Source organism: Amycolatopsis australiensis (assembly GCF_900119165.1).
GTDB lineage: Bacteria > Actinomycetota > Actinomycetes > Mycobacteriales > Pseudonocardiaceae > Amycolatopsis > Amycolatopsis australiensis.
In genome coordinates, this window is sequence record NZ_FPJG01000006.1 from 8,481,384 (window position 1) to 8,507,950 (window position 26,567).

Genomic DNA, 26,567 nt, shown 5'->3' on the forward strand with positions numbered 1-26,567 from the left:
GTAACTCGACAGCGCCGGCCAAGACGGCACTTTCCCGACAGGTGGTGAGCTCCAGGTGACCCCCTCCGCGCGCGGCGACCTGTTCGACCCGGCGTGCCCGACGCGCCGGCTGCTCGACCGGATCGGCACCAAGTGGACGTCGATGGTGGTCAAGGTGCTGGCCGAAGCGGACCCGCGGGAGGTGCGGTTCGCCGAGCTGCTGCGGCGGATGCCGGGTGTCTCGCAGAAGATGCTGTCGGTGACGCTGCGCTCGCTGACCCGCGACGGCCTGGTCGCCCGCCGCGTCGAGCCGACCGTGCCGCCGAAGGTGCATTACCGGCTCACGGATCTGGGCCGGTCCCTGGAAGTTCCGCTGGCCGCGCTGCGGAACTGGGCCGAGGAGCACATGGCCGCGATCGACCGGGCCAACGCGGCCGCGGCGGACTGACGCCTCAGGCCGGGCCGGCGAGCCCGATCAGGTTGCCCTCGGGGTCGGTGAAGTGGGCGACCACCAGGTCGCGTCCCGGCGCCCGGTCCGGCCCCATCCGGCGCGTGCCGCCGAGCCGTTCGGCCGCCGCCAGCGCGGCCCCGACGTCCGGGACACCCACGTAGAACACCACGTGACGCTCGTATCCCGCGCCGCCGCCGACACCGCCCGGAATGCCGTCCGGCCGCACGAAGCCGTAGCTGCCCGCTTCCGAGACGCAGTCCGACACCGGGCCCGACGTGTCGAACTCCCAGCCGAACAGCTCGCCGTAGTAGCCGCGCAGCCGCGCCGGGTCGGTCCCGATGATCTCGAAGTGCACGACCGGGTGTCCCATGACGTTCCTTCCTTCGGCGACGCGGCCACCGTACGCCGCGATAGTTGTTAAAAACAACCTCGAAGTTGTAAGTTCATACTATGCCGACGAGCCGCAGCTACGGGGACGCCTGCACCATCGCCCGCGCGCTGGACGTGGTCGGGGAACGCTGGGCACTGCTCGTCGTGCGCGAGCTGCTGCTGGGACCACAGCGGTTCTCCGACGTCCGCCGCGCGCTGCCGGGCGCCAGCTCCAACCTGGTCACCGACCGGCTCCGCGAGCTGACCGGCCACGGCGTCGTGACGCGGCGGAAGCTGCCGCCTCCCGCGGCGTCGACGGTCTACGAACTGACGGAGTGGGGCCGCGAGCTGGAACCCGTCGTCCTGGCGCTGGGCGCGTGGGGCTCCCGGCTGTCCCTGCCGCCGTCGGCGCACCTCGGCACGACGTCCACGCTGCTGTTCCTCCGCGGCTTCGCCCGACCGCGCTCGGCCGCCTGCTTCCACGTCGAACTCGACAGTCGCGTGTGGACGGTCCGCGCCGAGCCGGGACGGCTGACCGTCGAACCCGGCGAGCCCGCCGCGCCGGACGCCACGATCCGGACCGATCCGCCCACGTTGAACGCGCTGCTCGAAGTGCCGTCCGACCTGGACGCGGCGATCGCCGACGGCCGGATGCGGATCGAAGGCGACCGGAAAGCCGTGCGACGGCTGCTGCGCGAGACGCTCAGCGCGTGAGCGCACCCTCCCGCACCCGCAGCGACGGCGCCAGGAAGCAGATCGCGAAGGTCACCACGACGGCCGAAGACAGCGCCCAGTGCAGGCCGATCCGGGTGGCCAGTGCCCCGACCAGCGCCGGCTCCACCAGGAAACCCAGGTAGCCGCACGCGGCGACGGCGGCGACCGCCCGGCCCGGCGCGTCCGCCTGCTTCCGGCTCGCCACGCTCCACGCGACCGGCACGATCCCGGCCACGCCGAGCCCGACGACCGCGAAGCCGGCCACTGCGGCGGCCGGCCACGGCGCGGCCAGCACGACGGCGAACCCCACGACGGCGACCGCGGCCGCCACGCGGACGAACCGCACCGCGCCCGTGCGCGCCACGATCCGGTCGGCGACCAGCCGGACCGCGATCATCGTCCCGGAGAACGCGAAGTAGCCCAGCGAGGCGAGCGCGGGTGCCGCACCGGTGACGCCGGCGAGGTACACCGCGCTCCAGCTGTTGACCGCGCCCTCGGCGACGAACCCGCAGAACGCGATCACGCCCAGCGGCACCAGGGCCCGGCTCGGCCACGCGAACGCCGTCTCGCCCTGGCCGCGGTCGGCTCCGGTCAGGAACAGCGCCCGGCCCCAGAGCGCGAACGCCAGCAGCACCGCGCCCGCGACGGGGAAGTGCACCGCGACCGGGACGTGCGCGGCCTCCATCAGCGCGTCGGCTCCGGAGCCGGCGAGGCCGCCGATGTTCCAGAAGGCGTGGAACCCGGCGAAGATCGGCCGCCCGTAGCCCTCCTCGACGCGGGCCGCGTGCGCGTTCATCGCGACGTCGAGCAGGCTGTTGCCCACGCCGAGGACGACGAGCGCGACGACGAACACCGGCGCCGACCACGCGAACGCGACCAGCGGCAGCCCGCCGCACAGCACGACCGCGCCGAGCACGACCGCCGCGCGGCTGCCGATCCGGGTGAGCAGCGCACCCGCGCCCAGCAGCGCGGCCACCGACCCGAAGGCGAGGCCGAACAGGCCGGTCGCCAGCTGCCCGGTGGTCAGCCCCAGCTGCTCCTGCACCGCCGGCACGCGGGCCAGCCACGTCGCGAACGCCGCGCCGCACACCGCGAACACGACGGAGACGCCCACGCGGGCGCGCTCAAGTTCCCCCGTCACGTCGCGAGGTTATCCAAACCGGACCACCAGGCGGCGTAAGGTTCCTGTCATGAGTCCAGCACCGACCGGCGAACGGCCCGGCTACCTGCTGAAGCGGGCCCAGCAAGCGTTGCACCAGGCCTGCACCGAGCGCCTGCGCTCCCTGGAGCTGTCGATGTCGCAGTACGCCGTGCTGCGCGCGCTCGACGACCACCCCGGCGCGTCGTCGGCCGAGCTGGCCCGGATCACCTTCGTCACGCGGCAGTCGTTGCGAGACGTCCTCGGCGGGCTGCGGACGGCGGGACTGGTCACGGTGGCCGAGCAGGCGAGCACCGGCCGGGCGCGGCCAGTGGCCCTGACAGCGTCCGGACGCGCGAAGCTGCGCGCCGCCGAAGAGGTCGTCACGCGGGTCGAGACGGAGATGCTGGGCGACCTGTCGGCCGGCCAGCAGCAGTCACTGGCGGACCTGCTGCGGACCTGCATCGGCAACCTGGCTTGACCGACGCCGTATAGTCGGTTCCGACTAATAGGGAGCGACTAGTGGCACGCAAAATCCGCAACACGCTCGCGCTGGCCCTGCTCGGCCTGCTGCTGGAACGTCCGATGCACCCGTACGAAATGGCGTCCACGCTGCGCGAACGGCACAAGGACACGAGCTTCAAGATCAACCCCGGCTCGCTCTACGACACCGTGGAGTCGCTGGCGAAGCACCGCTGGATCGAGCCGGTCGAGACGGTCCGGGAAGGCAACCGGCCCGAGCGGACCGTCTACGCGCACACCGAGCTCGGCCGCCAGGAGTTCATCGCCTGGCTCGACGAGCTGGTCCGCGAGCCCGTCGCCGAGTACCCGAAGTTCGTCGCGGCGGTGAGCTACCTCGGGGCGCTCGGCCCCGAACGGGCCGCCGACGCGCTGGAGGAACGCGCCCGCCACCTCGCCGAGCGGATCGACGGCGCGAACACCGCGCTCGAGGCAACCGTGGGCAAGGGGGCGCCGCGGCTGTTCATGATCGAGGTCGAGTTCGTCCGGCACGCGTGGCAGGCCGAGCTCGAGTGGGCGCGCGCCACCGCCGCCGAAATCCGATCCGGCTCCCTTTCCTGGCCCGACCACTTCTGAGGGGAAACTCGTGCTCGACACCGATGTCCTCGTCGCCGGCGCCGGTCCGGCCGGCCTGCTGCTCGCCGCGGAGCTCGCGCTGGCGGGCGTGCGCACCACCGTCGTCGAACGCCACCCGGAGCGGCCGCCGTACTGCCGCGGCTTCAACCTCAACGCGCGCGCGTTGGACCTGCTGGCCCGCCGCGGGCTGGCCGAGGACCTGGTCGCCGAGGGGCACCGGGTGCCGCACGCGCCGGTCACCGGCCTGCCCGGGCCGCTGCTGCTCGACGGGACGGCGACCGGCCACCCGTTCTCGCTGGGCATCCCGCAGACCCGCGTCGAGGAAGTGCTGGAGGCGCGGGCCGCCGGTCTCGGCGCCGAGATCCTGCGCGGCCACGAGCTGCGGACGTTCACGCAGACGCCGGACGACGTCTCCGCGTTACTCCACAATGGACGGACGATCCGGGCCCGCTACCTCGTGGGGTGCGACGGCGGGCGCAGCACCGTCCGCAAGCAGGCGGGAATCGGCTTCCCCGGCGTCGACGCGCGCTGGTACGCGTTGCTCGGCGACGTCGAGTGCGACCTGCCGTACGGTCCTTCGGCCGGGCCGGACGGGCGGACGGTATTCGTCATCCCGCGGCCGGGGTACGTCCGCGTCATCGTGCGCGAGGACGCTCCGCCGTCCGACAAGAACGAGCCGGTCACGCTCGACCGGTTGCAGGCGCAGGTGGACGCGGTGCTGGGCAGGCACGTCGAGCTGCGCAACCCCCGCTGGCTGAGCCGGTTCGGCGACGCGGCGCGCCTGGCCTCGCGCTACCGCGAAGGCCGGGTACTGCTGGCGGGCGACGCGGCGCACATCCACCCGCCCGCCGGCGCGATCGGGGTGAACGTCGCGCTCGACGACGCGTTCAACCTGGGCTGGAAACTGGCGGCGACGGTGCGCGGAACGGCCCCGGAAGGCCTCCTGGACACCTACCACGACGAGCGCCACGCGGCGGGCGCGCGAATCCTGGCGAACACGCGGGCGCAGGTGGCGCTGGAGGAGGCCGGCGACGAGCCGTGGGCGGACCTGATGCGCCGGGTCGCCGCGCATCCCGCGGGAAACCGCGCCCTGACGGAGATCATCACGGGCCTGGACACGTGTTACGCGCCGGGTGATCACCCGTGGCTGGGCCGGCTGGCGCCGGACGTGCCCATCTCGGTCGGCGGGCGCGCGACGCACCTGGCCGCGCTGCTGCACCCGGGACGTCCGGTCCTGCTGGACTTGACGGGCTCCCTCAGCGCGTGGTCGCCGGCGGTGGAAGTGGTTCCCGGCACGTCGCTGTCCGATTTGGACATCGCGGCCGTGCTGCTGCGGCCGGACGGCCACGTGGCGTGGGTGGGTGTGCCCGGCTCCGGGGACGACGGGCTCGCCGAGGCGCTCCACCGCTGGATGGGCGGCGTCCCGGTCCGGGCGTAGGTCAGCGCGGGCGGTCCAGCACCGCCCGCTGCTCCACCCTTCCGTCCAGCGTGAACCGGCTGTGCGGCGTGAAGCCCAGCTTTTCCACCACCCGCGCCGACGCCGTGTTCTCCGGTTCGTACACCGCCAGCAGGCGGTCCGCGAAGCCCGACTCGAACACAAAGTCGCGCACCGCCGTCGTCGCTTCCGTCGCGTAGCCGCGGCCCCAGCCCGACGGCGCTATCCACCAGCCCATCTCCACCGCCGGCAGGCCCAAGCCCGACTCCGTGGCCGTCCGGCGGACCAGCGACACCACTCCGTCGAACGAGCCCGGCGCCGTGGACACCGCGAACCAGCCGAACCCGTGCTCGGCCCAGTGCGCGAGCGTCGCGCGGTGCTTGGCCAGCGTGTACTCGCGCGCCCACGGCTCGCCGGTGCCCACGTACCGGACCGTCTCGGGAATCCGGGCCAGGGCGAACAAGCCGTCGAAGAACTCTTCCGACCACGCCCGCAGCGTCAGGCGTTCCGTGGTGATCCGCACCCGCCACAGTCTAGGCGTGCGCGGTCTTCCCGCCGTCGATCACCAGCTGCGCCCCGGTCATGTACGGGAAGTCGCCGGAGGCCAGCGCCAGCGCGAACACCGCGATCTCGTCCGCCGTCGCCATCCGCTTCAAGCCTGGCACGTTCGTCTTCGCCCAGTTCGCCGCCATCGCGTCCCACACCGCGTCCGGCAGGTTCATCGCGCCGCCCGCGCGGCGGACCAGCTCCGTGTTCGTCGTGCCCGGCACCAGTGCGTTGACGCGGATGCCCTGCTCGGCGTAGTCCAGCGCCGCGGTCTGGACCAGCCCGACCAGGCCGCGCTTGGACGCCGTGTACGCGGCGCGGCCGGCGTCGGTCGCGAGCGCGTTGGAGGACGCCGTGACCACCACCGTCCCGCCGCCCGCCGCCAGCAGGTGCGGGACCTCGTACTTCAGCGCGAGGAAGTTGCCGCGCAGGTTCGTCCCGATGACGTCGTCCCACTCCGCCGCGGTGTACTCGTGCAGCGGCTTCTGGATGGTGATGCCCGCGTTGTTGAAGCACACGTTGAGGCCGCCGTACTTCGCCGCGATCGTGTCGACAAATCGCTTCACATCGTCCTCGGAGCGGACGTCGGCACGCACGTACGTCGCTTCGCCGCCCGCCGCACGGATCTGGCGCTCCACCTCCGCGCCCAGGTTCTCGCGGCGTCCGCAGAAGCCGACTTGCCCGCCTTCGGCCGCGAAGCGCACCGCGGCCGCGCGGCCGATACCCGACGTCGCTCCCGTGACCAGCACGACCTTCCCCGCGAACCGCCGCGCCGCCGACGGCCCGATCTGCGGGGCCGGCGCCCCGCCCTGCACGAACGCGACGCCGCCCGCGACCCCCGCGACCGCGCCCACCCCGGCGGCGATCCCGCCGGTGGCCAGCAGCCGGCGACGGCTGTAGCGGCGGGGTTCTTCGTTGTTCTCGCTCATGCCCCCAGCCTGGCCGGACCGGGCGGCGCGGCCATCCGTCAAACCGACTGGTGCCGCTCCAGCAGCACGGCGATGCCGTCGAGCTGGCGCACCAGCCCGAACTCGAACGCTTCGTCCAGCCCGACGTCCTCGACGCCGCTCATCACCTCCACGAGCACCGGGAAGCGGCCCGAGCCGAGGTACTCCGCCAGCAGCGCCATGTCCGCCGCCAGCCGCTGCTCGGCGGAGATCCCGGTGTCCTGCTCGGCCTGCACCTCGAAGGCGTTGCTCGCGGCGAGGCCGCCGACCCAGCCGTTGAGCGTCATGACGACCTGCAGCTTCACCCGCCGCCGCAGCCCGGTGCCGGCCAGCGCCCGCAGCGACCAGTCGACCAGCCGCAACCCGGCAGCCAGCACCGGGGGCCGGACCAGGGAGTTCAGCAGGATCGGCGCGAGCCACGGGTGGCGCCGGTAGGCCCGCCACTGCGCGCGGGCGGCCAGCTCCAGCCGCGGCCGCCAGTCCGCCGGTCCCGGCTCGGGCAGTTCCGCTTCGCCGAGCGCCGCATCCGCCATCAGGCGCAGCAGCTCTTCCTTGCCCGGGACGTGCCGGTAGAGGGCCATCGGCCCGACGCCGAGCTCGGCGGCGAGCCGGCGCATCGACAGCGCGGCGATGCCCTCGGCGTCGGCCAGCCGGACCGCCGCCCGGACGAGGTTGTCCCGGCCCAGCGGCGGTTTCCGCGGCGTCCGGTCGGCGACGACCGTGCCGCTGCCCGAGACGGCACGCACCCAGCCTTCTTCGCGCAGCGTGGCCAGCGCCCTCGCCGCGGTCGCCATCGCGACGCCCCACTCCCGCACCAGCGCGCGCGTCGACGGGACGCGGTCGCCTGGCCGCAGCTCGCCGGCATTGATCCGGCGGCGCAGGTCGGCCGCGATCCGCAGGTACGGCGGCTGCTCGGCCACACATCCTCCGTTCTAGAACACTTCACCCGGACACCTAGAACACTTTCAGGGTAGTCCCCCATTACGCGCCCGCGAGATTGCCGCCTGTCTCGGCCGGTCCATACGCTGCTCTGACAGCGTAAGGAGAGACTCAATGACCACAACCGAAACCCGCGCCCCGGCCGGCACCGCCCCGCGCGCGACACCGTGGTGGCGCCGCCCGTGGGTGTTCCCGCTCGGGCTGATCGTCACGGTCTTCCTGGTGTACTCGCTCCCGCCGTACTTCGGGCTCGACCCGGCCGAGTCGCGCGTCCCGGTGCCCAGCGGCGCCGGCTGGTACTACCCGGCGCTGGTGACGCACATCGGGTTCGCGACCATCGCGATGGTGACCTGCGCGCTGCAGATCTGGCCGTGGCTGCGCCGGAAGCACCCGGTCGCCCACCGCCGGATCGGCCGCGTCTACGTCTTCGCCGGCGCGATCCCCGCCTCGATCGCCGGGTTCGCGATCGCGCTCGCCGCGCCGTTCGGGCCGGTCGGCGCGGTGTCGAACGTGCTGCTGGCGACGCTCTGGTTCGGCTGCACCGTGCAGGGTTACCGGATGGCGCGGGCGCGCCGGTTCGGCGAGCACCGGCGCTGGATGGTCCTCAGCTTCGCGCTGTGCATGTCGATCATCAGCAACCGGGTCTGGGGCGTGGTCTGGGTGATCGCGCTGGGCCCGCAGCTGGACACGACGTTCGGCGGCAGTCCGGCGGCGATGGGGCAGACGATCGCCGGGCTCACGACGTGGACCGGCTGGGTGGTGCCGCTGCTCGTGGCGGAGTGGTGGGTGACGCGGCGGCGGGCCGGGGCGGGTTCCCGCTGAGCGGGGTAGCCCGTTCGGCTGATGGTCCGGACCACAGTAGTGGTCTATACCAATCATGACCGGAATTCCCGCCTCGCGCACCACGCCGTGGAGGTTTCCCATGCGCCTGCGTTCCCTGCTGGCCGGCCTGGCCCTCGTGACCACCGGCTTCGCCGCTCCGGCCGAAGCCGCCGCCGGATCCCCGATCCCCGTCGGGCCCTACGTCGACATGGGCGCGTGGCCGACGCCCAGCCTGTCGGCGATGTCGGCCGCGAGCGGCGTCAAGGGCTTCACGCTAGCCTTCGTCAACTCCTACGGCTGCAGGGCCAGCTGGTTCGGCGCGTACGACCCGCGCACGGCGTGGCAGAAGGACGAGATCACGAAGATCCGCAACGCCGGCGGCGACGTCAAGATCTCCTTCGGCGGCGCGTCGGGCATCGAACTGGCCCAGGCGTGCAGCACGTCCGCGCAGGTCGCGGCGGAGTACGACGCGGTCGTCAAGGCGTACGGCCTGAAGTACGCCGACTTCGACATCGAGGGCGCGGCCGTCGCGGACCCGGCGTCGATCACCCGCCGTTCGCAGGCGCTGAAGACGTTGCAGGGCAACAACCCGGGCTTGAAGATCTCGCTGACGCTGCCGGTGCTGCCGAGCGGCCTGACCGCCGACGGGCTCAACGTCGTCAAGTCCGCCAAGGATGCGGGCGTTTCCCTCGATCTGGTGAACATCATGGCGATGGACTACTACCAGGGCGCGGGCGACCAGGGCGCGAAAGCGATTTCCGCGGCGAAGGCGACGCAGGCCCAGCTGAAGTCGCTGTACGGGCTCAGCGACGCGGCGGCGTGGAAGAAGGTCGGCGTGACCCCGATGATCGGCGTCAACGACTCGCAGAACGAGATCTTGTGAGAGCGAAATGCCCTCTGACCTGGGGATCAGCACCTCGATTCATGGGCTATGAGTAGGCCAGGCCGTCACCAGGCCGTCAGGCCGTCTCTTCGGCTTCTCCACCAGCCTTGCGCGACTTGAACATCTCATCGGCAGCGGCCCGCGCCCGCTCGTGGCTGGTTGCATTTCGACCTTGGGAATGCAAACGAAGCAGTGCAGTCCTGGCGAAAGACGCTGAAGATTGCCAAGGACTCGGGCGACGCCCCTTTGGCGGCGTGCGCGCTCTCCTATTGGAGTTACCTGGCATCGTCGCGGAACGACACCATCCCAGCCGTGCGACTACTACAACAGGCCGAAAGCTACGTTCCTGGTAATACAGCTCCCGCTACCCGCTCGTGGGTAGCGGCGCGCGAGGCCGAGGAACTAAGCCGTCTAGGAAAAGAGACAGAAGCTATGCGCGCACTCGAACGGGCTTTCACCGCTTTCGACTTCGCACATCCGCGTACGGAGCGTCATTGGAATACGTTCTTCACGGCGAACAGACTCGGAAGTCTCACAGTGTCGACCTACATGAGACTACAGCATAAGGACGCTCCTGCTATCGCAGATTCCCTGCTCGCCTCCCTACCTCCGACCGTTCGGAAGCAGCACGCGCTAGCTCTCGCCGACTTGACCACGCTTTGCGTGCGAGCGAACGACTACGACCGAGCGCGCGCATTGGTGGACAGCGCGATAGATTCGACGATCCGCACTGAAAGCAGCTTGTCACGACAGCGCCTGCTCACACTTTCTTCCGAGCTTGCGTCCGCGAAGAAGGGCAGTCCCGGAAGCACCATGCGAGATAAGATCCGATCAGGCTTGCAGCGATAGCGATTACGCTGGTCGAGTCTCGACTGTCAGCCAGGCAAGATATTCTTCGCTACCGGCTTCGATCGGCTGCGCGACGATATCGGGTACGTCGTAATGGTGATTCTCTTTGATGTGCGCGAAAAGCAGGTCAAGCCGGTCACCGTCAGTCTTGACCAGGCATTGCCACTCCTGCTCATCGTGAATGCTGCCTTGCCAACGGTAGAAACTCCGGACAGGGCCAGTCACTTGAGCGCACGCGCCGAGACGCACCTCTACGATGCCCCGAGCTAAACGCGCTGCATCTTCCGCGCTGTCCGTCATCGTAACGACCGTGTAGTAGCTCCGCGACAACATGTCCTCCTCGATCCGCTCCCGCTCAGCCGAGTTTACTGCCGAATTTGGCTCTATGGGATCAAGGCGCGCCACCTGCGGCGGCGCGCACAGGTCACCTTGCGTCCGTCGGGCTCCGCCCTTGGCGGACCGGCCTCCCGCTCCGCTCCGCTCCGGCCGGCCGCCGGGCGAGCCCGCCGAAGAGCTCGGTACCCGCTTACGCGCCGCCGCTACCTAATCGACATCTTCGAAGAACTGCCTGACGTCGTAGTTCGCGATGAGTCGAGCCAGTCCGGCGGGGGTCTGTCCGGAGCCGTTGACCCTGTTTGGATCGGCCCCGTGCCGCCGAAGGAGCCGAATGACTTCGCCTCGTCCACGTGAATGGAAAGCCGCCACGAAAAGTGGCGTGTTCCCGTATTTGTTTACCGCGTCGACGGTAGCTCCGGCCTCGAGCAGCACCTCGGCGACGGCCACGTTCCCCTGCTGGGCGGCCAGATGGAGCGGGACGAAGCCGTCACGGTCCCCTGAGTTCGGGTCCTGCCCCGCCGCCAAGAGCGCGCGAGCCTGGTCGGCGGTACCTTCAAGCGCGCTGTAGTGCAGCTCGGAGCGACCTTGGCGATCAACCATGCCTGCGTCTCCCGTTGCTCATCGAGGTAGCTAGTGCGCTCACCTCGCAGGCGATCATTTAACGCCGGGCCGCCGATATCAAGGGCGCCTTCGGCGTCGCTACGCGATGAGCTGCGCTCACCCTTGACACCGACGACCCAGCGCTAACCGTGGCAGGGGCGAGGAAGGCGGGAGCGGACCGCCACTCCCTGAGTTTGACTGCGAGGAGCGCCACCATGAAGCGACCGAGCCGACAGCTCAGCCCGAATCAGACGGCCCTGTTCAGCCCGTACCAACTCACCCTTTGGACCGAGCAGGCCCGCGCCGCCAGGCCGTCAAACGACCCGACGGGACCGGACGCAACAAGCACAAAGCAGCAGGTCAACGGCACGTCACGCCGCCGACCCGCTGCTAGGTCGCGCAAGCTCGCAGAACGAGATCTTCTACCAGAAGGACGCGAAGGCGCTGGTGGCGTTCGCGAAGACGGTCCACCTGGGCATGCTGTCGTTCTGGGAACAGGGCCGCGACGCGAACGCGTGCACGGGCGCGCTCTACCGGTGCACGAACGTGCCGCAGTCGCCGTACGAGTTCGCGAAGATCTTCGCCGGCTACACCGGCTGAGTCACCACCGGTCGGCGTCCGCGAGCAGTGCGTCCCGCACTGCCGCGGGCCCCGGCCGGCACGGTTCCGCCCGGGTGACCACGAACAGCGTGTTGATCGGTGGCTCCGCCGGCTCCAGCAGCGCGACCAAGTCCCCCGAAGCCAGCTCCGCCGCGCACAGGTACCGCGGGAGCACCGACACGCCGAACCCGGTCAGCACGCACGTCAGCACGCCGCGCAGGTCCGGGACGACCACCGCCGGCCCGGACGGCGGCCGCACGCCCAGCACCGAACGCCAGTAGCGGCGGATGATCGGCAGGTCCTCGGCGTAGGCCACCAGCGGGGCCGTGCGCGGGTCGCCGTCGAAGCCGCGGGGGCCGACCAGGACGAACTCCTCGTCCGTCAGCGGTGTCGCCGTCAGGCCGCGGCCGCGCGGGCGGATCGTCGAGACGACGACGTCGAACCGGCGCTGGGCCAAGCCCGCCAGCAAGTCTTCGGCCAGCCCGAACGTCACCCGCAGCCGGAGCCCGGACGCCACCAGGCCGGTCAGCGCGGGCAGCACCCGCATGGTCGTCAGCTCGGCCGGGCCCGCCAGGTGGACCGGCGCGGCGAAGGCGTCCGCCGGGCCCAGGGCGACGTCCGACAGCGCGTCCACGTGCGGGGCGATCCTGGCCGCCAGCTCGTCGGCCACCGAGGTCGGTGTCACGCCGCGGGCGCGCCGGACGAACAGCTGCTGCCCGAGCTGCTCCTCCAGGGCCCTGACCTGCGCGGTCACCGTCGGCTGGGACAACCCCAGCGACGGCGCCGCACCGGTCAGCGATCCCGCCCGGTAGACGGCCAGGAACGTCCTCAGCAGGTCGAGGTCCAGCTCAGTCCTCGATCAGCTCGATCGAATCCACGACGTTCGGGTAGAACGCGACGTGGTCCTTGATCGGCGCGACCGCGTCGTACGGCCGCTCGTACGTCCAGACCGCGTTCTCGCCCTTCACCTCGCCGGCGTTGAGCGTGAAGTAGCCGGCCTCGCCCTTGTACGGGCAGTACGTCTCGTGGTCGGTCCGCTCCAGCACGCTGAAGTCGACGTCCGCCCGCGGGATGTACTGGACCGCCGGGTACGACGCCTCCTGCAGGGTGAGCGCGTTGCGGCTGTCGGCGACGACGCGCCCGCCCGCCTTGACCACCACGCGGGCCTTGGTCGGCTCGACGGTGATCGGGTGGTCCGGGCCCGGCTCCAGAACCTTCTTCGCCATGTCAGCTCCCTAAGAGTCCTGTGTACCGGGTCCAGCACGCCGGGAGCGGCCGTTATTCCGTCCCCGCACTCAGGGCAGGTAGTACATCGGGTTCGGCAGCTTGACCGGACGCAGCGCGTAGCCGCCTTCGAGGTCGCTGAACTGGTCACCGACGTTGAGCACGATCCTCGCGCCCGTCGCCTCGATGTGCGCCCGCGTACCCGACTTGTACTGGACGGTGGTGCAGGTCAGCCCGCACGGCAGGTAGCCCGGCGCGGTCGTCTTCGGCTTGAAGAACGCGCCGGCCGGCGCCGGGTAGCCCTCGCCGGCCAGGTTCTTCAGCGACTGCGGGCCCTGGAACTCGTTGCGCCCGGTCAGGAAGTAGACCTTGACGCCGTGCTGCGCGGCCCAGCCGGCCAGCTCCAGCACCGGCTTGTTGGCCACGAACGTGCCGTTGTCGATGGCCTGCTGCTGCTTGACCGGGTCGAAGCCGAAGTCGTTGTCGGCCTCCCAGCCGTAGGTCACCTCGGAGGTGTCGTCGACGTCCAGCACGATCGCCGGGTTCGGCACGCGGCCCAGCTGCTGCTGCAGAAAGCGCTTCGCGTCCGAGACGATCCGGTTGGTGTCCTTCACGAACTGGCTCGTGTCGGAGTAGTGGTGCTTGCCCGCGGCGTCGAGGTAGTCGCCGTAGTAGGCCTTGACGTCGAGCTTGACCTGGCCGATGTTGGCCGGCTCCTTCGAGCGCGCGGCGGTCGAGTCGGCCGAGCCGGCGAGCGCGGTGGCTCCCGAGGCGACGGTGGCGCCGATGGCCGCCGCGGCGGCGAGCTTGACGAGGCCTGACCATTTTCCGGACACGGCGACCCTCCAGTGACGACTTGCCGACCGGGGGAACCTACGTCACCCGCTCCGCCCGGCAGACAAAAGCCACCGGCGCGCGGCCGATCCGCGTCAAAACCACCGAAGCTTCCGCTTCCCCGCGCGGCTTCAGCCTGCGGCGCAACGCGTCCGGGTCGACGTCCAGGCCGCGGACCAGGATCTCCAGGCGGCCGACGTCGTGCCGCTTGAGGACGGCCTTCAGCGCCTTTTCGCTGTACGGGCCGTGTTCGAGGACGCGGAACGCGCGCACGCCCGGTGGCGGCGTGTCACCGGTCAGGTACGCGATGCGTTCGTCCAGCTGCCACAACCCGTGGCGGGCCGCGTAGTGGCGGACCAGCCCGGCCCGGACGACGGCACCGTCGGGATCGACGATCCACTCCCCCGGCTCGCGCGTGGGCAGGTCGTCCGGCTCCGCGTCGGTGACCGTCCACTGTGTCCCGTCCGAGTGCAGCACGCTCGCCCGGCGGGTGACACCGGTGCCCAAGCCGCGCCAGAGGCAGGATTCGCGCACCTGGCCGTCGAGCGACACCAGCTCGACCTCGTCGGCCCACGGCGTGAGCGCGAAGTCGAGCCCGGGCGCGCACTTGACGGCCAGCGGCCGTCCCGGGTACGCCTCGACCAGCCCGTCCAGCGGCGGGGCGAAGTCGGCGGGTTTCCACGCCCGGCGCCCGGCGGAGTCGCGGCGGGCCGGATCCGCGACGACGACCCCGGAGCGGCTGACCGGCCGCAGCGCGTCGGCGCGGGCGAGCCCGAACGCGACCCCCGCGGTGAGTCCGTTGTGCCGCGCCATTTCCAGCCGCACCGGGTCCACATCGGACCCGAGGGCGCACCGCGCCACCTTGGCGATCTCGACGAGGTCCGCGCCCACCGAGCACGTGACGTCGTGGACGTCGAGCCCGGCCAGGCGCCCCGCGCGGTGCCGCGCGACCGGCGCGGCACTCGCCTGCTGCAGCGCGTCCGCGGTGAACAGCCAGTCCTCCGTGGACAGCTTGGCCACGGCTTTCCGGCGCAGCAGCACGGTTTCCAGCACCGCGGCCGCGTGCTCCTCGCCCACGAGGCGGCGGACGGCGGCGACGGCCGCGATCCGGTCGGTCAGCGGCAGCGCCGAGACCGCGGCGAGCGCCGCCTTCCCCGCGCCGGAACGCAGGTAGGCGACGTCGCCGAGGGTGAACGAATAGCCCAACTCAGGACGGCCGCTTGGTCCCGGTGATCATCACGTTGTAGAACAGCTCGCGCGGCAGCACCTTCGCCAGCACCTTCTTGTCCACGGCGGACAGCCGCAGCCACAGGTGGTAGGCGAACATCCGCCAGCGCACGGTGAGCTTCTCCTGCGGTACGGCGGCCTCGAACGTCCGGATCGGCCAGCCGGCCAGCGCGGCGGCGAACTCCTCGGTCACCGCGCGGACGTCCTGGGCGCCGGCGCCGCGGGCCGTCGACTCCAGCTCGGACGGGTCGAACGTGTGGATGTCGACCACGGCCTCGAGCGCGGCAGCACGCGAGGACTCGTCCAGCTCGGACTGCGGACGCCGCCAGCCGCGCAGCGCGGGCAGCTTCGTCACCCGGGTCGTCAGGAACCAGGTGAGCTGGCCGAGCTTGCGGGCGTAGAAGTCGCCGATCTTCGTCGGCTCGCCCGCGAAGACGAACCGGCCACCCGGCTTGAGCACGCGCAGCACCTCGCGGAACGCCGCCTGCACGTCCGGGATGTGGTGCAGCACCGCGTGCCCGACCACCAGGTCGAACGTGTTGTCGTCGTACGGGATGCGCTCGGCGTCGGCGACCCGGCCGTCGACGTCGAGGCCGAGCTTCTCGGCGTTGCGCAGCGCGACCTGGACCATGCCGGGCGAAAGGTCGGTGACCGACCCCTTCTTGGCGACGCCGCCCTGCATCAGGTTCAGCAGGAAGAAGCCGGTGCCGCTGCCCAGCTCCATCGCGTGCTGGTAGGGCTGGCCGTCCTCGCCCGCGACGGCGTTGAACACGTCCGTGGCGTAGGAGATGCAGCGCTCGTCGTACGAGATCGACCACTTCTCGTCGTAGGTCCCGGCTTCCCAGTCGTGGTAGAGCACGTTTGCCAGCTTGGGGTCGGCGTAGGCGGCCTGGACCTCTTCGGCGGTGGCGTGCGGGTTCGGCGCCGGGTCGTTCACGTCGGTCAAGGCGTCATTTCCCTTCGAAAGTGGCCTTGCCCGGCCCGTTTTCGATGAACGACTGCATGCCGTTCTTCTGGTCTTCGGTCGCCCAGAGCGCGGCGAACAGGTGCGACTCGAGCCTGAGCGCGTTCGGCAGGTCCATGTCGAGGCCGCCGTCGATGGCCGCCTTCGCCGCGCGCAGCGCCACGGCCGGGCCGTTGGCGAACTGCGCGGCCCACTTGTGCGCGGCCGCGTAGACGTCGTCCGGGGCGACGACCTCGTCGACGATCCCGAGCCGCAGTGCCTCTTCGGCCTTGACGAACCGTCCCGTGTAGACGATGTCCTTGGTCTTGCTCGGCCCGATCAGCCGCGCCAGCCGCTGCGTGCCGCCCGCGCCGGGGATGACGCCGAGCTGGATCTCCGGCTGGCCGACCTTGACGTTGTCGCCGGCGATCCGGCGGTCCGCGGTCAGCGCCAGCTCGAGGCCGCCGCCGAGGGCGTACCCGGTGATGGCGGCGACGACCGGCTTCGGGATGTTCGCGATGGCCGCGAGGGCGCCGGTCAGGTTCGCGCCGAACTTCGCGATCTCCGGGTAGGTGCGGGTGGCCATCTCCTTGATGTCCGCGCCGCCCGCGAAGGTCTTCTCGCCGCCGTAGAGGATCACCGCGCGGACGTCGTCACGGTCGGTGACCTCCTTCGCCAGCTCCGCGAGCTCGGCGGTGACCTGGGCGTTCAGGGCGTTGACCGGCGGCCGGTCGAGCCGGATGGTGCCGACCCCGTCCTTGACCTCCAGGGTTACGAACTCTCCCACGCCCATCCTCCTCGTTGACGATCTGCCAGCACGCTACCGGTCGGTAGGGACAGCCTAGCGACGACGGGCGAAGAAGCGATCCCCGGAACGCTCGAGCACGAGGTCCTGGTCGAACGTCTTCGACAGGTTTTCGCCGGTGATGACGTCGTCGACCAGGCCGGAGACGACCGCGTGGCCGTCGCGCAGCAGCAGCGCGTGGGTGAACCCCGGCGGGATCTCCTCGACGTGGTGGGTGACCAGCACGAGCGCCGGTGCGTCCGGGTCCATCGCCAGCGCCGAGAGCCGGGCCACGAGGTCTTCGCGCCCGCCCAGGTCGAGGCCCGCGGCGGGTTCGTCGAGCAGCAGCATCTCGGGGTCGGTCATCAGCGACCGGGCGATCAGGGCCCGCTTGCGCTCGCCCTCGGACAGCGTCCCGAACGTGCGCTCGGCCAGGTGCCCGATGCCCATCGCTTCGAGCAGCTCGGTCGCGCGGGCGGTGTCGAGGGTGTCGTATTCCTCACGCCAGCGGCCGAGGACCGCGTAGCCGGCGCTGACCACGACGTCCTTGACCAGCTCGTCGCCGGGGACGCGCTGGGCGATGGCCGCCGAGGTGAAGCCGATGCGCGGGCGCAGGTCGAAGATGTTGACCCGGCCGATCCGCTCGCCGAGCAGGTCGACCTCGCCGGTCGTCGGGTGCAGCTCGGCCGCGGCCAGCCGCAGCAGGGTGGTCTTGCCCGCGCCGTTCGGCCCGAGCACCACCCACCGCTCGTCCAGCTCCACGCTCCAGTCGAGACCGGCGAGGAGGTCGTTGGTGCCCCGGCGGACGCCGACACCGGCCATCCGGACCACGAGGTCGTCAAGTTCGCTGGGCTGGATCGGCTCGCTCACGAGGCCCATTCTGTCTGCCGTCGCGCGCGCGTGCGCACCCGCCCGGGTGAGACGGCGAACCGGCAGGTCGGAGCGTGTCCACGACGTGGAACACCGCACCGCGGAAGTGCCGGGCGCGGCGGCGCTGTGGCAGGATCACGGCATGTCCGCCGACGCGCCCGTGACCCCGGTGACCCGGGGCTCGTTCTGGCGCCGTCGCGCGATCGACCTGCTCCTGGTGGCTTCGGCCGGGTGTACGCGGGCGCGGCTTCGCTGATCTTCTCCTGCGGTGCCGCGCTGCCTCGCGCCCTGATCACCTTCGCGTCCGAGGAGCACCCGCGTTGACCACATCCATCATCCGTCCCGCCGTCGAGATCCACCCGCAGCTGACCGACCCGCTGCTGCCCGAGCTGCTGCACCCGTCGCGGCTGCTCTGGACCCCGCGTGAGCTGGCCGACCTGACGGCCACCGTGACGACCGAGCTGACCGCCGGCCTGCGCGGGATCCTGCGGTTCGACGAGGACCGCCGCTGGTGGGCCCGGCTGGCCCTGACCGACGGCGTCGAGCTGTGGCTGCTGTCCTGGCTGCCCGGCCAGCGGACGAAGCCGCACGACCACGGCGGCGCATCCGGCTCGTTCACGGTCCTGCAAGGCGAGCTGGGCGAGGAGTACCGCTACCCGGGCGGCCCGATCCGGCGGCGCACGCACGTGGCGGGCGAAGGAATCGGCTTCGGCGCCGGCCGCGCCCACCAGGTGACCGGAATCGGCGACCAGCCGGCGGCGAGCGTCCACGCGTACTCGCCACCATTGGTGCCGACGCGGGAGTACGCGTCGCTGGCCGACGTCCCGGCCGAGATCCCCCCGCTGCCCGCTATCGTCCACGGATGAGCGCGATCGACGTCTTCCTGGCCGACGCCCGGTCCGGACTGGACCGCGTCAGCCCGGCCCGGGCCCGCGAGCTGCAGGCGGCCGGTGCGCTGCTCGTGGACATCCGCCCGCTGGCGAACCGCCAGGCGGAAGGCGAGATCCCGGGGGCGGTGATCGTCGAGCGGATCCATCTGGAGTGGCGGCTGGCGCCGGACTCCGACTGGCGGCTGCCCGGCGTGACGGCCGAGTCGACGGTCGTGGTGTTGTGCAATGAGGGCTACTCGTCGAGCCTGGCCGCGGCTGACCTGCAGCGGCTGGGATTGGCTCGGGCGACGGATCTCGAGGGCGGGTTCCGTGCCTGGGCCGCCGCTGGGCTGCCGGTTGTCGAGGGTGGGAGCCCGGCGGTTCCCTAGGCCTGCGGTGCGGCTGCCACTCGCGGCGGGGTTCCTGCTGGCCACGCGGCGTGCGGCTCGGGCGAGGTATCCCGAAGGTGGGCTCCGCACTTGGACGGCCGCCGGGCTGCGGGTACCGCCCCGCGGGGCCTGGTTGTCCACATCACGACGGCGCTGTGGACAAACCAGGCTCGAACGTCAAGCGAGTGCCGGTGCGACCTTCTCGGCGAACAGATCGATGCCCGACCGGTCGTACGCCGCTTCCGGGAAGTTGAAGATCGCGTACGACATGCCCAGCTCACCCATCGCCGTGAGCTTCTCCGTGACCTGTTCCGGCGTGCCGGTCGTCGGGCTGTTCTCGAAGTTCGCCGCCCAGCGCTCGACCGCCTCCGCCTCGATGTACTTCGCCAGGTGGGACCGCAGCCAGGCCAGTTTGTCCTGGACGTCCTTCTCCGTCTCGCCGAGGACGATGTTGTGGTTCGCCGAACGCACGATCGCGTCGAAGTCCGTGCCCACGTCCTTGCAGTGCGCGGCGAGGATCTCCGACTTCCGGGTGAACGTCTCCGGGTCGGCGGCGAAGTTCGTGTACTTCGCGTACTTCGCGGCGATCCGGAGCGTCTTCTTCTCGCCGCCGCCGGCGATCCACAGCGGGATACCGCCCTCCTGCGGGGGCAGGGGCCGCAAGATCGCGCCGGCCGTCCGATAGTGCTTTCCGTCCAGTGTGGACGTTCCCGTCGTCCAGAGGTCACGCATGATCCGGACGCCTTCGTCGAGCTGGCCCAGCCGCTCGCCCGCGGCCGGGAAGCCGTAGCCGTACGCCCGCCACTCGTGCTCGTACCAGCCCGCCCCGATGCCCATTTCGACGCGGCCGCCCGAGATCGTGTCCGCCGTCGCCGCCACCTTCGCCAGGTAGGCCGGGTTGCGGTAGCCCATGCACGTGCACATCTGGCCGAGCCGCACCGTCTCCGTCGCCGCGGCGAACGCCGAGATCAGCGACCACGCCTCGTGCGTGGCCTCCTCCGTCGGCACCGGCACGGTGTGGAAGTGGTCGTAGACCCAGATCGATTCGAACGGCCCGGCCTCCGCGTGCTTGGCCAGGCCGAGCATGGTCTTCCAGTGGTCCGCGGGCTCGATGCCGGCCAGGTCGAGCCGCCAGCCCTGCGGGACGAACATTCCGAAGCGCATGCCTCCAACCTAACGCGCCCGCGGCGCCCGCGCGGGGTGTTTTCGCCGACGCGCGAGGTGGAGCAACTCCAGGTCAGGCCAGGACGACGCGGGCCAGCTCCGCCGGCGTCGCCAGCAGGCCGTGCTTCGGCAGCACCCGCACCGTGTACCCGACCGCCCCCGGCCTCGGCAGCTTCAGGCGCGCCACGAACGCGCCGATGCCGTCGGGGGTCATCGGGACCGTCACCGTGTCGCGCAGCTCGTCGTCGTCGCCCACCTGGCCGACCACCGCCTGGACGTCCACTTCGGACGGATCCAGCCCGGCCAGGTCGATGCGCGCGCGGATCGTCACCTCCGTGCCGACGACCAGCCGCTCGCTCGTCTCCACCAGCAGCTCCGAGTCGAAGATCCGCACGCGCGGCCAGGACACCTCCAGCTTGGTGCGGTAGTCCGCCAGCGACAGCGCGCCGCGGTACCCGTCGCCGGTCGCCGCCGCCACCATCCTCGACGCGGGGAGGTAGCCGTTGTCGACGTACTCGCGGACCATCCGGGACGCCTGGACCCGCGGCCCGAGCGTCTCCAGCGTGTGCCACACCATCGACAGCCAGCCGGTGGGCACGCCGTCGGGCGAACGGTCGTAGAACAGCGGCGCGATCTGCTGGCCGAGCAGCTCGTACAGCGCCGCCGCCTCCAGGTCGTCACGGCGCAGCGGGTCGGTGACGCCGTCCGCCGTCGGGATCGCCCAGCCGTTGCTGCCGTCGTAGCACTCGTCCCACCAGCCGTCGCGGATCGACAGGTTGAGCCCGCCGTTCAGCGCCGACTTCATCCCCGACGTCCCGCACGCCTCCAGCGGCCGCACCGGGTTGTTCAGCCAGACGTCGCAGCCGCGGTACAGGTAGCGCGCCATCGACATGTCGTAGTCGGGCAGGAAGACGATCCGGTGCCGCACGTCCGCGCCGTCGACGAACCGGACGATCTGCTGGATCAGCTGTTTGCCGTTCTCGTCGGCCGGGTGCGACTTGCCGGCCACGACGACCTGGATCGGCCGGTCCTCGTGCAGCAGCAGCGTCCGCAGCCGGTCCGGGTCGCGCAGCATCAGCGTCAGCCGCTTGTACGTCGGGACGCGGCGGGCGAACCCGACGGTCAGCACGTCCGGGTCGAACACCGAGTCCACCCAGCCCAGCTCCAGCGGCGACGCGCCCCGCTGCAGCCACGCGGCGCGCACCCGGCGCCGCACCTCGTGCACCAGCTTCTCGCGCAGCTCACGCCGCAACGCCCACAGCTGGGCGTCGGAAACACCCTCGCGCAGCGGCCCCTCGCCGACGTCGAGGCCCCACTCGCGGCCGAGCAGCGTGCTCAGCTCACGCGCCACCCACGTCGGGCCGTGGACGCCGTTGGTCACCGACGAGATCGGCACCTCGTCGTGGTCGAAGCCGGGCCACAGCCGCGAGAACATCTTCCGCGTGACGCGCCCGTGCAGCTGCGAGACGCCGTTCGCGCGCTGCGCCAGCCGCAAGCCCATGTGCGCCATGTTGAACAGGCCGGGGTTGTCCTCGGCGCCGAGCGCCAGGACGCGGCGCGGGTCGATGTCGGGCACCAGGCGGCCGTCGGCGAAGTAGCGCTGCACCAGGTCCACCGGGAACCGGTCGATGCCCGCGCTGACCGGCGTGTGCGTGGTGAACAGCGTGCCGGCCCGGACCGCGGGCATGGCCTCGTCGAACGACAGGCCGTCGGCCTGGACGATCTCGCGGGCCCGCTCCAGCCCGAGGAACCCCGCGTGCCCCTCGTTCGTGTGGAACACCATCGGCTGCGGGTGCCCGGTCAGCTCGCAGTACTTCCGGACCGCGCGGAACCCGCCGATGCCGGCGAGGATCTCCTGCCGCAGCCGGTGGTCGGCGTCGCCGCCGTAGAGCCGGTCGGTGACGCCGCGCAGGTCTTCGTCGTTGGCCTCGGTGTCGGTGTCGAGCAGCAGCAGCGGCACGCGGCCGACGCGGGCCTGCCAGATCTGGGCGCACAGTTCGCGCCCGCCCGGCATCGCGACGCCGATCAGCACCGGCCGCCCGCCCGCCGTCAGCAGCTCCAGGGGGAACGCGTTCGGGTCGATCACCGGGTAGTGCTCGACCTGCCAGCCGTCCAGCGACAGCGACTGCCGGAAGTAGCCGTTGCGGTAGAGCAGCCCGACCCCGACCATCGGCACGCCCAGGTCGGACGCGGCCTTGAGGTGGTCGCCGGCCAGGACGCCGAGGCCGCCCGAGTAGTTCGGCAGGGCCTCGGTGACACCGAACTCCATCGAGAAGTACGCGACGGCCGGCGGCAGGTCGGCCTCCTCGCGACGCTGGTACCAGCGCGGCTCGGACAGGTACCGCTCCAGGTCTTCGGCGGCGGCACGGGCGCGCGCGAGGAAGTCGTCGTCGACGGCCAGCTCGTCCAGCCGCGACGGCGGCAGCGCGGTGAGCATCCGCAGCGGGTCGCGCACGGCGTTGAACAGCTCGGCGTCCATCGACGCGAACAGGTCACGCGTCGGCGGGTGCCAGGTCCAGCGCAGGTTGGTGGCGAGCGCGCCGAGCCCGGACAGGGACTCCGGAAGGCTGGCGCGGACGGTGAACCGGCGGACTGCACGCATGGGAAGCGACGATATCGGGCCGCGGGCCGCGCTGCGCAGGGAGTAGTTCGGGGATTACGTGCACGCTCCGCGTATGCCCTGGGTATGGTCCTGCCGTCGGGTACCGGGTGGGCACGAGAGCGAGTGAAGAAGATGATCCCAGGGGGAGGACGGCGCGCGCTGGTCGCGCTGCTCGCCGTCGCGGCGGTCGCGGTGAGCGGATGCGGCGGCAAGGGCGGTCCGGGCGGCGGGCCGGGCCAGGACACCGGCGCCGGATCGGTCGCCGGCCTGCCGGTGACGCACTTCGAGAGCGGCCTCAAGCCGGACGCGCCGACGCCGCGCATCGACGTGCGCAACGCCGACGGCGGCGAGGACGACAAGCTCGCCACCGCCGCGATCGACGACGTCCAGGCGTACTGGGGCGAGCGGCTGCAGGCCGACTTCGGGCAGCAGTTCGAGCCGGTGAAGTCGCTGCTGTCCTACGACTCGAAGACCGACACCGAAGAAACCGGCTGCGGCAGCGTGAAGAAGCTGATCAACGCCTTCTACTGCCCGGTCGACGACTCGGTGGCGTGGGACCGCGGCGTGCTGCTGCCGATGCTGCGCCAGCGGTTCGGGCCGATGTCGGTGGTCGTCGTGCTGGCGCACGAGTTCGGCCACGCCGTCCAGTACCGGCTCGGCGACAAGGCGGGCATCACCAAGAGCACCCCGACCGTCGTCAAGGAGCAGCAGGCCGACTGCTTCGCCGGCGGCTACTTCCGCTGGGTCGCCGAGGACAAGAGCAAGTACTACCGCGTGTCGACGTCCGAGGGCCTGAACCAGGTGATGGCGTCGATGTTCCTGATCCGCGACCAGGCGGGCACGAGCGCGACCGACAAGGGCGCGCACGGCACGGCGTTCGACCGCACGTACGCGTTCCAGGCCGGGTTCGAGAAGGGCCCGAAGGAGTGCGCGGCGATGAACACCGAGAACGTCAAGGCGCGGCTCACCGAGCGCCCGTTCGACAAGGGCGACAAGGGCAAGGGCGACGCGAAGTTCGACGCCGAGGCCGTGCGGCTGCTGAAGAAGAGCCTCGACGAGGCCTTCCAGCGCGCCGGGGTGGCCGCGCCGGAGATCACCGACGGCGGCAGCTGCCAGACGACCCCGCCGGCGTCGTACTGCCCGGACGACAACACGGTCAGCATCGACCTGGCGAAGCTGTCCGCGCTGGCCCAGCCGCTCGACCGCGAAGCCGAGATGAAGGGCGAGGACCCGGGCGGCATGGGCGACTTCGCGGCCTTCGCCGAAGTGGCGTCGCGGTACGCGCTGGGCATCCAGAAAGGCGCCGGCGCGTCGATCGACAACCCGAACGCGGGCCTGCGGACGGCGTGCCTCGTCGGCGCGTGGGCGGCGTTCACCAACCGGCCCGGCGACCTGCGGCTGTCGGCGGGTGACCTCGACGAGGCCATCGCGGACCTCCTGCAACCGGAGAGCCTGGTGTCGGCGGACGTCAACGGGAAGCGCCCGGACAGCGGTTTCGACCGCGTCGAGTCGCTGCGGCGCGGGTACCTCGAGGGGTCCTCGGTCTGCTCGAAGCAGTACGCCTGAGCAAAGCCGTGAACGCCACTCGTGAAGGTGGCGTTCACGGCTTCCAGGGTCAGAAGAGGGCGCTCGCCAGGTCGCGGCGGGCCTTCATCACGCGCTCGTCGGCCGGGTCGAACAGGTCGAACAGGGCCACCAGGTGCTCCCGGACCTTGTTGCGGTCCTCGCCCGCCGTGCGGCGGACCGTGTCGACCAGGCGCTTGAACCCGGCCTCCACCTGGTTCTCGGCGATCTCCAGGTCGGCGGCGTCGAGCTGGGCGGCGATGTCCGACGGGTCGGCGTCGGCCTTGGCGACCGCGTCCGGGTCGGCCTTCTCCGCGCGGGCGGTGAACTTGACCTGGGCCAGCGCGTTCTTCGCCAGCTCGTTGGCCGGCTCGACGTCGAGGATGCGCTCGTAGGCGGCCTGCGCGGCGGCGAAGTCGCCCCGCTCGAAGGCCTCCTCCGCCTCGGTGAAGCGCGGGTCCTCGGGCTCCTCGGCCCGGCCGCCTCCTTCCGCGTCGCGGATCGACGGCAGCTTGTCGCGCAGGGCGTCGAGCAGCGCGTCGATCCACTTGCGGATCTCGGGCTCGGGCAGGGCGCCGGAGAAGGCGTCGACGGGCTGGCCGCCGGCGATGGCGACGATCGTCGGGATGGACTGCGCGCCGAAGAGCTGCGCGATCCGCGGGTTGGCGTCGACGTCGACCTTCGCGACGACCCAGGCCCCGCCGGACTCGGCGGCGAGCCGTTCCAGCACCGGGGACAGCTGCTTGCACGGGCCGCACCACTCGGCCCACAGGTCGACGACCACGAGCTGGCGCAGGGACCGCTCCACGACCTCGGCCTGGAAGGTGGCCTCGGTGACATCGATCACGGCCTCGGACGAGGGCGGCGGCCCATCACCGGAGGGGGCGGGGCCGCCCGCGGGCGGGGCCGGCTGCTTGCGCGCCGCTTCGGCGCGGGCCTTGAGCGCGGACAGGTCGACCGCGCCGGACAGGGCGGCGGACAGGGCCGCTGACTTCGCTGCAGATCCGCGTGGGTGTGTCACGCTTCCATCCTGGCACGCGCGCCGGAGGAGTTTCACCGGGTGCCCGGGCGGTCCACCCGGCAGGACTGCCGGGTCGGCCGGTTGTGCGGCCGGCGTGCCCGGGAGTGGCGGAGCGGGCCGGGTCGGACGGCCCTCTGCTGGGCCGCTTCACCCGGCGCCCAGGCGGCCCATCCGGCAGGACCGCCCGAACGGCCGGTTGCGGCGGCCGGAAGTGACGGACCAGGCGGCCAGGACCAGGCCACTTCACCCGGCGCCCAGGCGGCCCATCGGGCGAGACCGCGTGATCGGGCGGTCGTGGCGGCCGGGAGTGACGGATCGGACGGCCTGTACCGGGCCACTTCACCCGGCGCCCAGGCGGCCCATCCCGCAGGACCGCGCGATCGGCCAGTCGTGCATCCAGCGCGGCGGAGAGTGGCGGGGTCGGGCGGCCCGCACCGGGCGCGACCCGCGCCGGTCAAGCATCCGGCAGCCTCGGCTCCGCGCCCTCCGCTCGGCACGACCGCCGCCGGGCAACCTCCGTGTGCCGGGCCGTTTCGCGCGGTCCCGGCCCGTCCGCTTGGCAGGACGGCGCCGCTGGGGCAGGCTCGGCCGGGTGCACATCCGGCGTGACGTGAAGGTCGGCCTCTCGGTCGCGGCCGCCGTCGTCTGGGTCGGCGCGGTGACCTTGCTCATCGGGCACGAACCGGACCCGGGCGCCGCCTCGCCCGGTGAACTGCGCGACCGGCTCGCCGCGGCGCTCGGCGCCCACGACTCCGACGCGCTCGCCGACCTGCTCGATTACCCCGGCTCCGGCGGGAGCGACTTCGCGAAGGACTACGTCGCGGTCCTGGCCGACCACGGCGTCCACGACGTGCACGTCGACCTCGGCCCGGACGCGAGCGCCCCGACCCGCGCGACCGTCGCGGGTGCCCTCGGCGACGGCAAGCCGTTCAGCTACCCGCTGACAGTGACCAGCGAAGACGGCCGCTGGACGGTCGCCTTCACCCCGCCGCTGCCGTAGTTCACGACTCGCGGAGGTGGGCTTCGACGCGCTCCACCTTCGCCTCCAGCTGGTCGGTGAAGCCCGGCCGGATGTCGGCCTTCAGCACCAGCCCCACCCGGGCCGACCCCTCGCCCGCGGCCGCCACCGCGCGCTTGACCACGTCCATCACTTCGTCCCACTCGCCTTCGATGTTCGTGAACATCGCGTTGGTCGAGTTGGGCAGCCCCGACTCGCGGACCACCTTCACCGCGCGGGCCACGGCCTCGCTCACCCCGCCGTCGGGGTCCCCGCCGGACGGGCTCACGCTGAACGCGACGATCATGCTCGGAAGTCCCTTCTTCGGTGTTGTTTCCGCCGGTCGTGCGACACCCGCCGGTACCCGCTGGTAACTT

At 71.6% G+C, this 26,567-nt stretch carries 32 protein-coding genes; 14 read left to right on the plus strand and 18 right to left on the minus strand.

Annotated features, from left to right (window positions below; genetic code table 11):
• The first annotated feature begins 55 nt into the window (after window positions 1–55).
• Window positions 56–427, plus strand: a complete 372-nt coding sequence (locus BT341_RS40460; protein ID WP_072481245.1) for a winged helix-turn-helix transcriptional regulator — start codon at window positions 56–58, stop codon at window positions 425–427.
• A gap of 4 nt (window positions 428–431) precedes the next feature.
• Here the strand turns inward: BT341_RS40460 and BT341_RS40465 are convergent, their stop codons facing one another.
• Entirely contained in the window at window positions 432–800 is a 369-nt protein-coding gene (locus BT341_RS40465) for a VOC family protein (protein ID WP_072481246.1), read from the minus strand.
• Between the two features lie 80 nt (window positions 801–880).
• Here BT341_RS40465 and BT341_RS40470 point away from each other — a divergent pair, with 80 nt between their 5' ends.
• Window positions 881–1,513, plus strand: a complete 633-nt coding sequence (locus BT341_RS40470) for a winged helix-turn-helix transcriptional regulator (protein WP_072481247.1) — start codon at window positions 881–883, stop codon at window positions 1,511–1,513.
• Here the strand turns inward: BT341_RS40470 and BT341_RS40475 are convergent.
• Window positions 1,503–2,654: an MFS transporter gene (locus BT341_RS40475; protein WP_072481248.1), complete on the minus strand. Its 1,152-nt coding sequence runs from the start codon at window positions 2,652–2,654 to the stop codon at window positions 1,503–1,505. The genes BT341_RS40470 and BT341_RS40475 overlap by 11 nt on opposite strands.
• A 49-nt stretch (window positions 2,655–2,703) precedes the next feature.
• Between BT341_RS40475 and BT341_RS40480 the strand changes: the two genes are divergently transcribed.
• Genes BT341_RS40480 through BT341_RS40490 form a run of 3 tightly spaced genes read left to right on the plus strand, consistent with a single transcriptional unit; the run spans window position 2,704 to window position 5,184 of the window.
• Complete coding sequence (locus BT341_RS40480; protein WP_072481249.1) at window positions 2,704–3,132, plus strand: MarR family winged helix-turn-helix transcriptional regulator; 429 nt, start codon at window positions 2,704–2,706, stop codon at window positions 3,130–3,132.
• Window positions 3,133–3,173: 41 nt separating this feature from the next.
• Window positions 3,174–3,746: a PadR family transcriptional regulator gene (locus tag BT341_RS40485; protein WP_072481250.1), complete on the plus strand. Its 573-nt coding sequence runs from the start codon at window positions 3,174–3,176 to the stop codon at window positions 3,744–3,746.
• Between the two features lie 10 nt (window positions 3,747–3,756).
• Window positions 3,757–5,184, plus strand: a complete 1,428-nt coding sequence (locus BT341_RS40490) for an FAD-dependent monooxygenase (protein ID WP_072481251.1) — start codon at window positions 3,757–3,759, stop codon at window positions 5,182–5,184.
• A gap of 1 nt (window position 5,185) precedes the next feature.
• On the opposite strand, the gene BT341_RS40495 is transcribed toward BT341_RS40490, so the two are convergent.
• The 3 genes from BT341_RS40495 to BT341_RS40505 are packed head-to-tail and all read right to left on the minus strand — an operon-like array spanning window position 5,186 to window position 7,594.
• Window positions 5,186–5,704: a GNAT family N-acetyltransferase gene (locus BT341_RS40495; protein ID WP_072481252.1), complete on the minus strand. Its 519-nt coding sequence runs from the start codon at window positions 5,702–5,704 to the stop codon at window positions 5,186–5,188.
• Window positions 5,705–5,714: 10 nt separating this feature from the next.
• Entirely contained in the window at window positions 5,715–6,656 is a 942-nt protein-coding gene (locus BT341_RS40500) for an SDR family NAD(P)-dependent oxidoreductase (RefSeq protein ID WP_072481253.1), read from the minus strand.
• Window positions 6,657–6,694: 38 nt separating this feature from the next.
• Window positions 6,695–7,594 carry a TetR/AcrR family transcriptional regulator C-terminal domain-containing protein gene (locus BT341_RS40505; protein ID WP_072481254.1) on the minus strand — a complete coding sequence of 300 codons (900 nt, stop codon included), beginning with the start codon at window positions 7,592–7,594 and terminating at the stop codon, window positions 6,695–6,697.
• A gap of 133 nt (window positions 7,595–7,727) precedes the next feature.
• Between BT341_RS40505 and BT341_RS40510 the strand changes: the two genes are divergently transcribed.
• The 3 genes from BT341_RS40510 to BT341_RS48080 all read left to right on the plus strand — a co-directional run bounded on the left by BT341_RS40510 (window position 7,728) and on the right by BT341_RS48080 (window position 10,167).
• Entirely contained in the window at window positions 7,728–8,435 is a 708-nt protein-coding gene (locus tag BT341_RS40510; protein ID WP_143168792.1) for a DUF2306 domain-containing protein, read from the plus strand.
• A gap of 100 nt (window positions 8,436–8,535) precedes the next feature.
• Window positions 8,536–9,318 (plus strand): chitinase, encoded by a 783-nt coding sequence (locus BT341_RS40515; protein ID WP_245805260.1) that lies wholly within the window; start codon window positions 8,536–8,538, stop codon window positions 9,316–9,318.
• 159 nt (window positions 9,319–9,477) lie between these two features.
• Entirely contained in the window at window positions 9,478–10,167 is a 690-nt protein-coding gene (locus BT341_RS48080) for an NsdA family TPR-like regulatory protein (RefSeq protein WP_483860504.1), read from the plus strand.
• A gap of 3 nt (window positions 10,168–10,170) precedes the next feature.
• Here BT341_RS48080 and cutA read toward each other — a convergent pair whose 3' ends face one another.
• Both cutA and BT341_RS40525 read right to left on the minus strand, forming a co-directional pair.
• Window positions 10,171–10,467: a divalent-cation tolerance protein CutA gene (gene cutA, locus BT341_RS40520; protein WP_245805261.1), complete on the minus strand. Its 297-nt coding sequence runs from the start codon at window positions 10,465–10,467 to the stop codon at window positions 10,171–10,173.
• Between the two features lie 243 nt (window positions 10,468–10,710).
• The gene (locus BT341_RS40525; protein ID WP_072481256.1) at window positions 10,711–11,103 is read right to left on the minus strand and encodes an ankyrin repeat domain-containing protein; all 393 of its coding nucleotides are present in this window, start codon (window positions 11,101–11,103) and stop codon (window positions 10,711–10,713) included.
• Between the two features lie 447 nt (window positions 11,104–11,550).
• Between BT341_RS40525 and BT341_RS44945 the strand changes: the two genes are divergently transcribed.
• On the plus strand, window positions 11,551–11,703 hold the full coding sequence (locus BT341_RS44945; protein ID WP_245805262.1) for a hypothetical protein: 153 nt from the start codon (window positions 11,551–11,553) through the stop codon (window positions 11,701–11,703).
• A gap of 1 nt (window position 11,704) precedes the next feature.
• Here BT341_RS44945 and BT341_RS40530 read toward each other — a convergent pair whose 3' ends face one another.
• The 7 genes from BT341_RS40530 to BT341_RS40560 all read right to left on the minus strand — a co-directional run bounded on the left by BT341_RS40530 (window position 11,705) and on the right by BT341_RS40560 (window position 17,594).
• Window positions 11,705–12,550: a LysR family transcriptional regulator gene (locus tag BT341_RS40530; RefSeq protein WP_072481257.1), complete on the minus strand. Its 846-nt coding sequence runs from the start codon at window positions 12,548–12,550 to the stop codon at window positions 11,705–11,707.
• 1 nt (window position 12,551) lies between these two features.
• Complete coding sequence (locus tag BT341_RS40535; RefSeq protein WP_072481258.1) at window positions 12,552–12,929, minus strand: DUF427 domain-containing protein; 378 nt, start codon at window positions 12,927–12,929, stop codon at window positions 12,552–12,554.
• A 69-nt stretch (window positions 12,930–12,998) separates the two neighbouring features.
• Window positions 12,999–13,763, minus strand: a complete 765-nt coding sequence (locus BT341_RS40540) for an HAD family acid phosphatase (RefSeq protein ID WP_072481259.1) — start codon at window positions 13,761–13,763, stop codon at window positions 12,999–13,001.
• Window positions 13,764–13,800: 37 nt separating this feature from the next.
• On the minus strand, window positions 13,801–14,967 hold the full coding sequence (locus BT341_RS40545) for a THUMP-like domain-containing protein (protein ID WP_072481260.1): 1,167 nt from the start codon (window positions 14,965–14,967) through the stop codon (window positions 13,801–13,803).
• Between the two features lies 1 nt (window position 14,968).
• Window positions 14,969–15,934 (minus strand): class I SAM-dependent methyltransferase, encoded by a 966-nt coding sequence (locus BT341_RS40550; RefSeq protein WP_072481261.1) that lies wholly within the window; start codon window positions 15,932–15,934, stop codon window positions 14,969–14,971.
• 4 nt (window positions 15,935–15,938) lie between these two features.
• Entirely contained in the window at window positions 15,939–16,718 is a 780-nt protein-coding gene (locus BT341_RS40555) for an enoyl-CoA hydratase/isomerase family protein (protein WP_072482447.1), read from the minus strand.
• A gap of 54 nt (window positions 16,719–16,772) precedes the next feature.
• Window positions 16,773–17,594: an ABC transporter ATP-binding protein gene (locus tag BT341_RS40560; protein ID WP_072481262.1), complete on the minus strand. Its 822-nt coding sequence runs from the start codon at window positions 17,592–17,594 to the stop codon at window positions 16,773–16,775.
• Between the two features lie 76 nt (window positions 17,595–17,670).
• Here BT341_RS40560 and BT341_RS45785 point away from each other — a divergent pair, with 76 nt between their 5' ends.
• The 3 genes from BT341_RS45785 to BT341_RS40570 all read left to right on the plus strand — a co-directional run bounded on the left by BT341_RS45785 (window position 17,671) and on the right by BT341_RS40570 (window position 18,843).
• Window positions 17,671–17,841, plus strand: a complete 171-nt coding sequence (locus BT341_RS45785; RefSeq protein ID WP_177328712.1) for a hypothetical protein — start codon at window positions 17,671–17,673, stop codon at window positions 17,839–17,841.
• A 64-nt stretch (window positions 17,842–17,905) separates the two neighbouring features.
• Window positions 17,906–18,451: a cysteine dioxygenase gene (locus BT341_RS40565; RefSeq protein WP_072481263.1), complete on the plus strand. Its 546-nt coding sequence runs from the start codon at window positions 17,906–17,908 to the stop codon at window positions 18,449–18,451.
• Window positions 18,448–18,843: a rhodanese-like domain-containing protein gene (locus tag BT341_RS40570; RefSeq protein WP_072481264.1), complete on the plus strand. Its 396-nt coding sequence runs from the start codon at window positions 18,448–18,450 to the stop codon at window positions 18,841–18,843. Before BT341_RS40565 ends, BT341_RS40570 begins: the two co-directional genes overlap by 4 nt.
• A gap of 177 nt (window positions 18,844–19,020) precedes the next feature.
• Here the strand turns inward: BT341_RS40570 and BT341_RS40575 are convergent, their stop codons facing one another.
• Together BT341_RS40575 and glgP are read right to left on the minus strand one after the other, a co-directional pair.
• On the minus strand, window positions 19,021–20,007 hold the full coding sequence (locus BT341_RS40575; RefSeq protein WP_072481265.1) for an LLM class F420-dependent oxidoreductase: 987 nt from the start codon (window positions 20,005–20,007) through the stop codon (window positions 19,021–19,023).
• A 73-nt stretch (window positions 20,008–20,080) separates the two neighbouring features.
• Window positions 20,081–22,609: an alpha-glucan family phosphorylase gene (gene glgP / locus BT341_RS40580; RefSeq protein ID WP_072481266.1), complete on the minus strand. Its 2,529-nt coding sequence runs from the start codon at window positions 22,607–22,609 to the stop codon at window positions 20,081–20,083.
• 132 nt (window positions 22,610–22,741) lie between these two features.
• Between glgP and BT341_RS40585 the strand changes: the two genes are divergently transcribed.
• Window positions 22,742–24,175: a neutral zinc metallopeptidase gene (locus BT341_RS40585; protein ID WP_072482448.1), complete on the plus strand. Its 1,434-nt coding sequence runs from the start codon at window positions 22,742–22,744 to the stop codon at window positions 24,173–24,175.
• Between the two features lie 49 nt (window positions 24,176–24,224).
• On the opposite strand, the gene BT341_RS40590 is transcribed toward BT341_RS40585, so the two are convergent.
• Window positions 24,225–25,193 (minus strand): tetratricopeptide repeat protein, encoded by a 969-nt coding sequence (locus tag BT341_RS40590; protein ID WP_072481267.1) that lies wholly within the window; start codon window positions 25,191–25,193, stop codon window positions 24,225–24,227.
• Window positions 25,194–25,785: 592 nt separating this feature from the next.
• On the opposite strand from BT341_RS40590, the gene BT341_RS40595 reads away from it, so the two are divergent.
• On the plus strand, window positions 25,786–26,193 hold the full coding sequence (locus tag BT341_RS40595) for a nuclear transport factor 2 family protein (protein ID WP_143168795.1): 408 nt from the start codon (window positions 25,786–25,788) through the stop codon (window positions 26,191–26,193).
• Window position 26,194: 1 nt separating this feature from the next.
• Here the strand turns inward: BT341_RS40595 and BT341_RS40600 are convergent, their stop codons facing one another.
• Window positions 26,195–26,497, minus strand: a complete 303-nt coding sequence (locus BT341_RS40600) for a thiamine-binding protein (protein WP_072481268.1) — start codon at window positions 26,495–26,497, stop codon at window positions 26,195–26,197.
• Window positions 26,498–26,567: the final 70 nt, after the last annotated feature.

Coding starts and splice junctions, on each gene's coding strand:
- BT341_RS40510 (WP_143168792.1), top strand. CDS start 7,728: ATGACCACAACCGAAACCCGCGCCCCGGCCGGCACCGCCCCGCGCGCG.
- BT341_RS40480 (WP_072481249.1), top strand. CDS start 2,704: ATGAGTCCAGCACCGACCGGCGAACGGCCCGGCTACCTGCTGAAGCGG.
- BT341_RS40525 (WP_072481256.1), bottom strand. CDS start 11,103: ATGGTTGATCGCCAAGGTCGCTCCGAGCTGCACTACAGCGCGCTTGAA.
- BT341_RS40470 (WP_072481247.1), top strand. CDS start 881: ATGCCGACGAGCCGCAGCTACGGGGACGCCTGCACCATCGCCCGCGCG.
- glgP (WP_072481266.1), bottom strand. CDS start 22,609: ATGCGTGCAGTCCGCCGGTTCACCGTCCGCGCCAGCCTTCCGGAGTCC.
- BT341_RS40535 (WP_072481258.1), bottom strand. CDS start 12,929: ATGGCGAAGAAGGTTCTGGAGCCGGGCCCGGACCACCCGATCACCGTC.
- BT341_RS40585 (WP_072482448.1), top strand. CDS start 22,742: ATGATCCCAGGGGGAGGACGGCGCGCGCTGGTCGCGCTGCTCGCCGTC.
- BT341_RS40570 (WP_072481264.1), top strand. CDS start 18,448: ATGAGCGCGATCGACGTCTTCCTGGCCGACGCCCGGTCCGGACTGGAC.
- cutA (WP_245805261.1), bottom strand. CDS start 10,467: ATGACGGACAGCGCGGAAGATGCAGCGCGTTTAGCTCGGGGCATCGTA.
- BT341_RS40560 (WP_072481262.1), bottom strand. CDS start 17,594: ATGGGCCTCGTGAGCGAGCCGATCCAGCCCAGCGAACTTGACGACCTC.
- BT341_RS40500 (WP_072481253.1), bottom strand. CDS start 6,656: ATGAGCGAGAACAACGAAGAACCCCGCCGCTACAGCCGTCGCCGGCTG.
- BT341_RS40575 (WP_072481265.1), bottom strand. CDS start 20,007: ATGCGCTTCGGAATGTTCGTCCCGCAGGGCTGGCGGCTCGACCTGGCC.
- BT341_RS40465 (WP_072481246.1), bottom strand. CDS start 800: ATGGGACACCCGGTCGTGCACTTCGAGATCATCGGGACCGACCCGGCG.
- BT341_RS40600 (WP_072481268.1), bottom strand. CDS start 26,497: ATGATCGTCGCGTTCAGCGTGAGCCCGTCCGGCGGGGACCCCGACGGC.
- BT341_RS40515 (WP_245805260.1), top strand. CDS start 8,536: ATGCGCCTGCGTTCCCTGCTGGCCGGCCTGGCCCTCGTGACCACCGGC.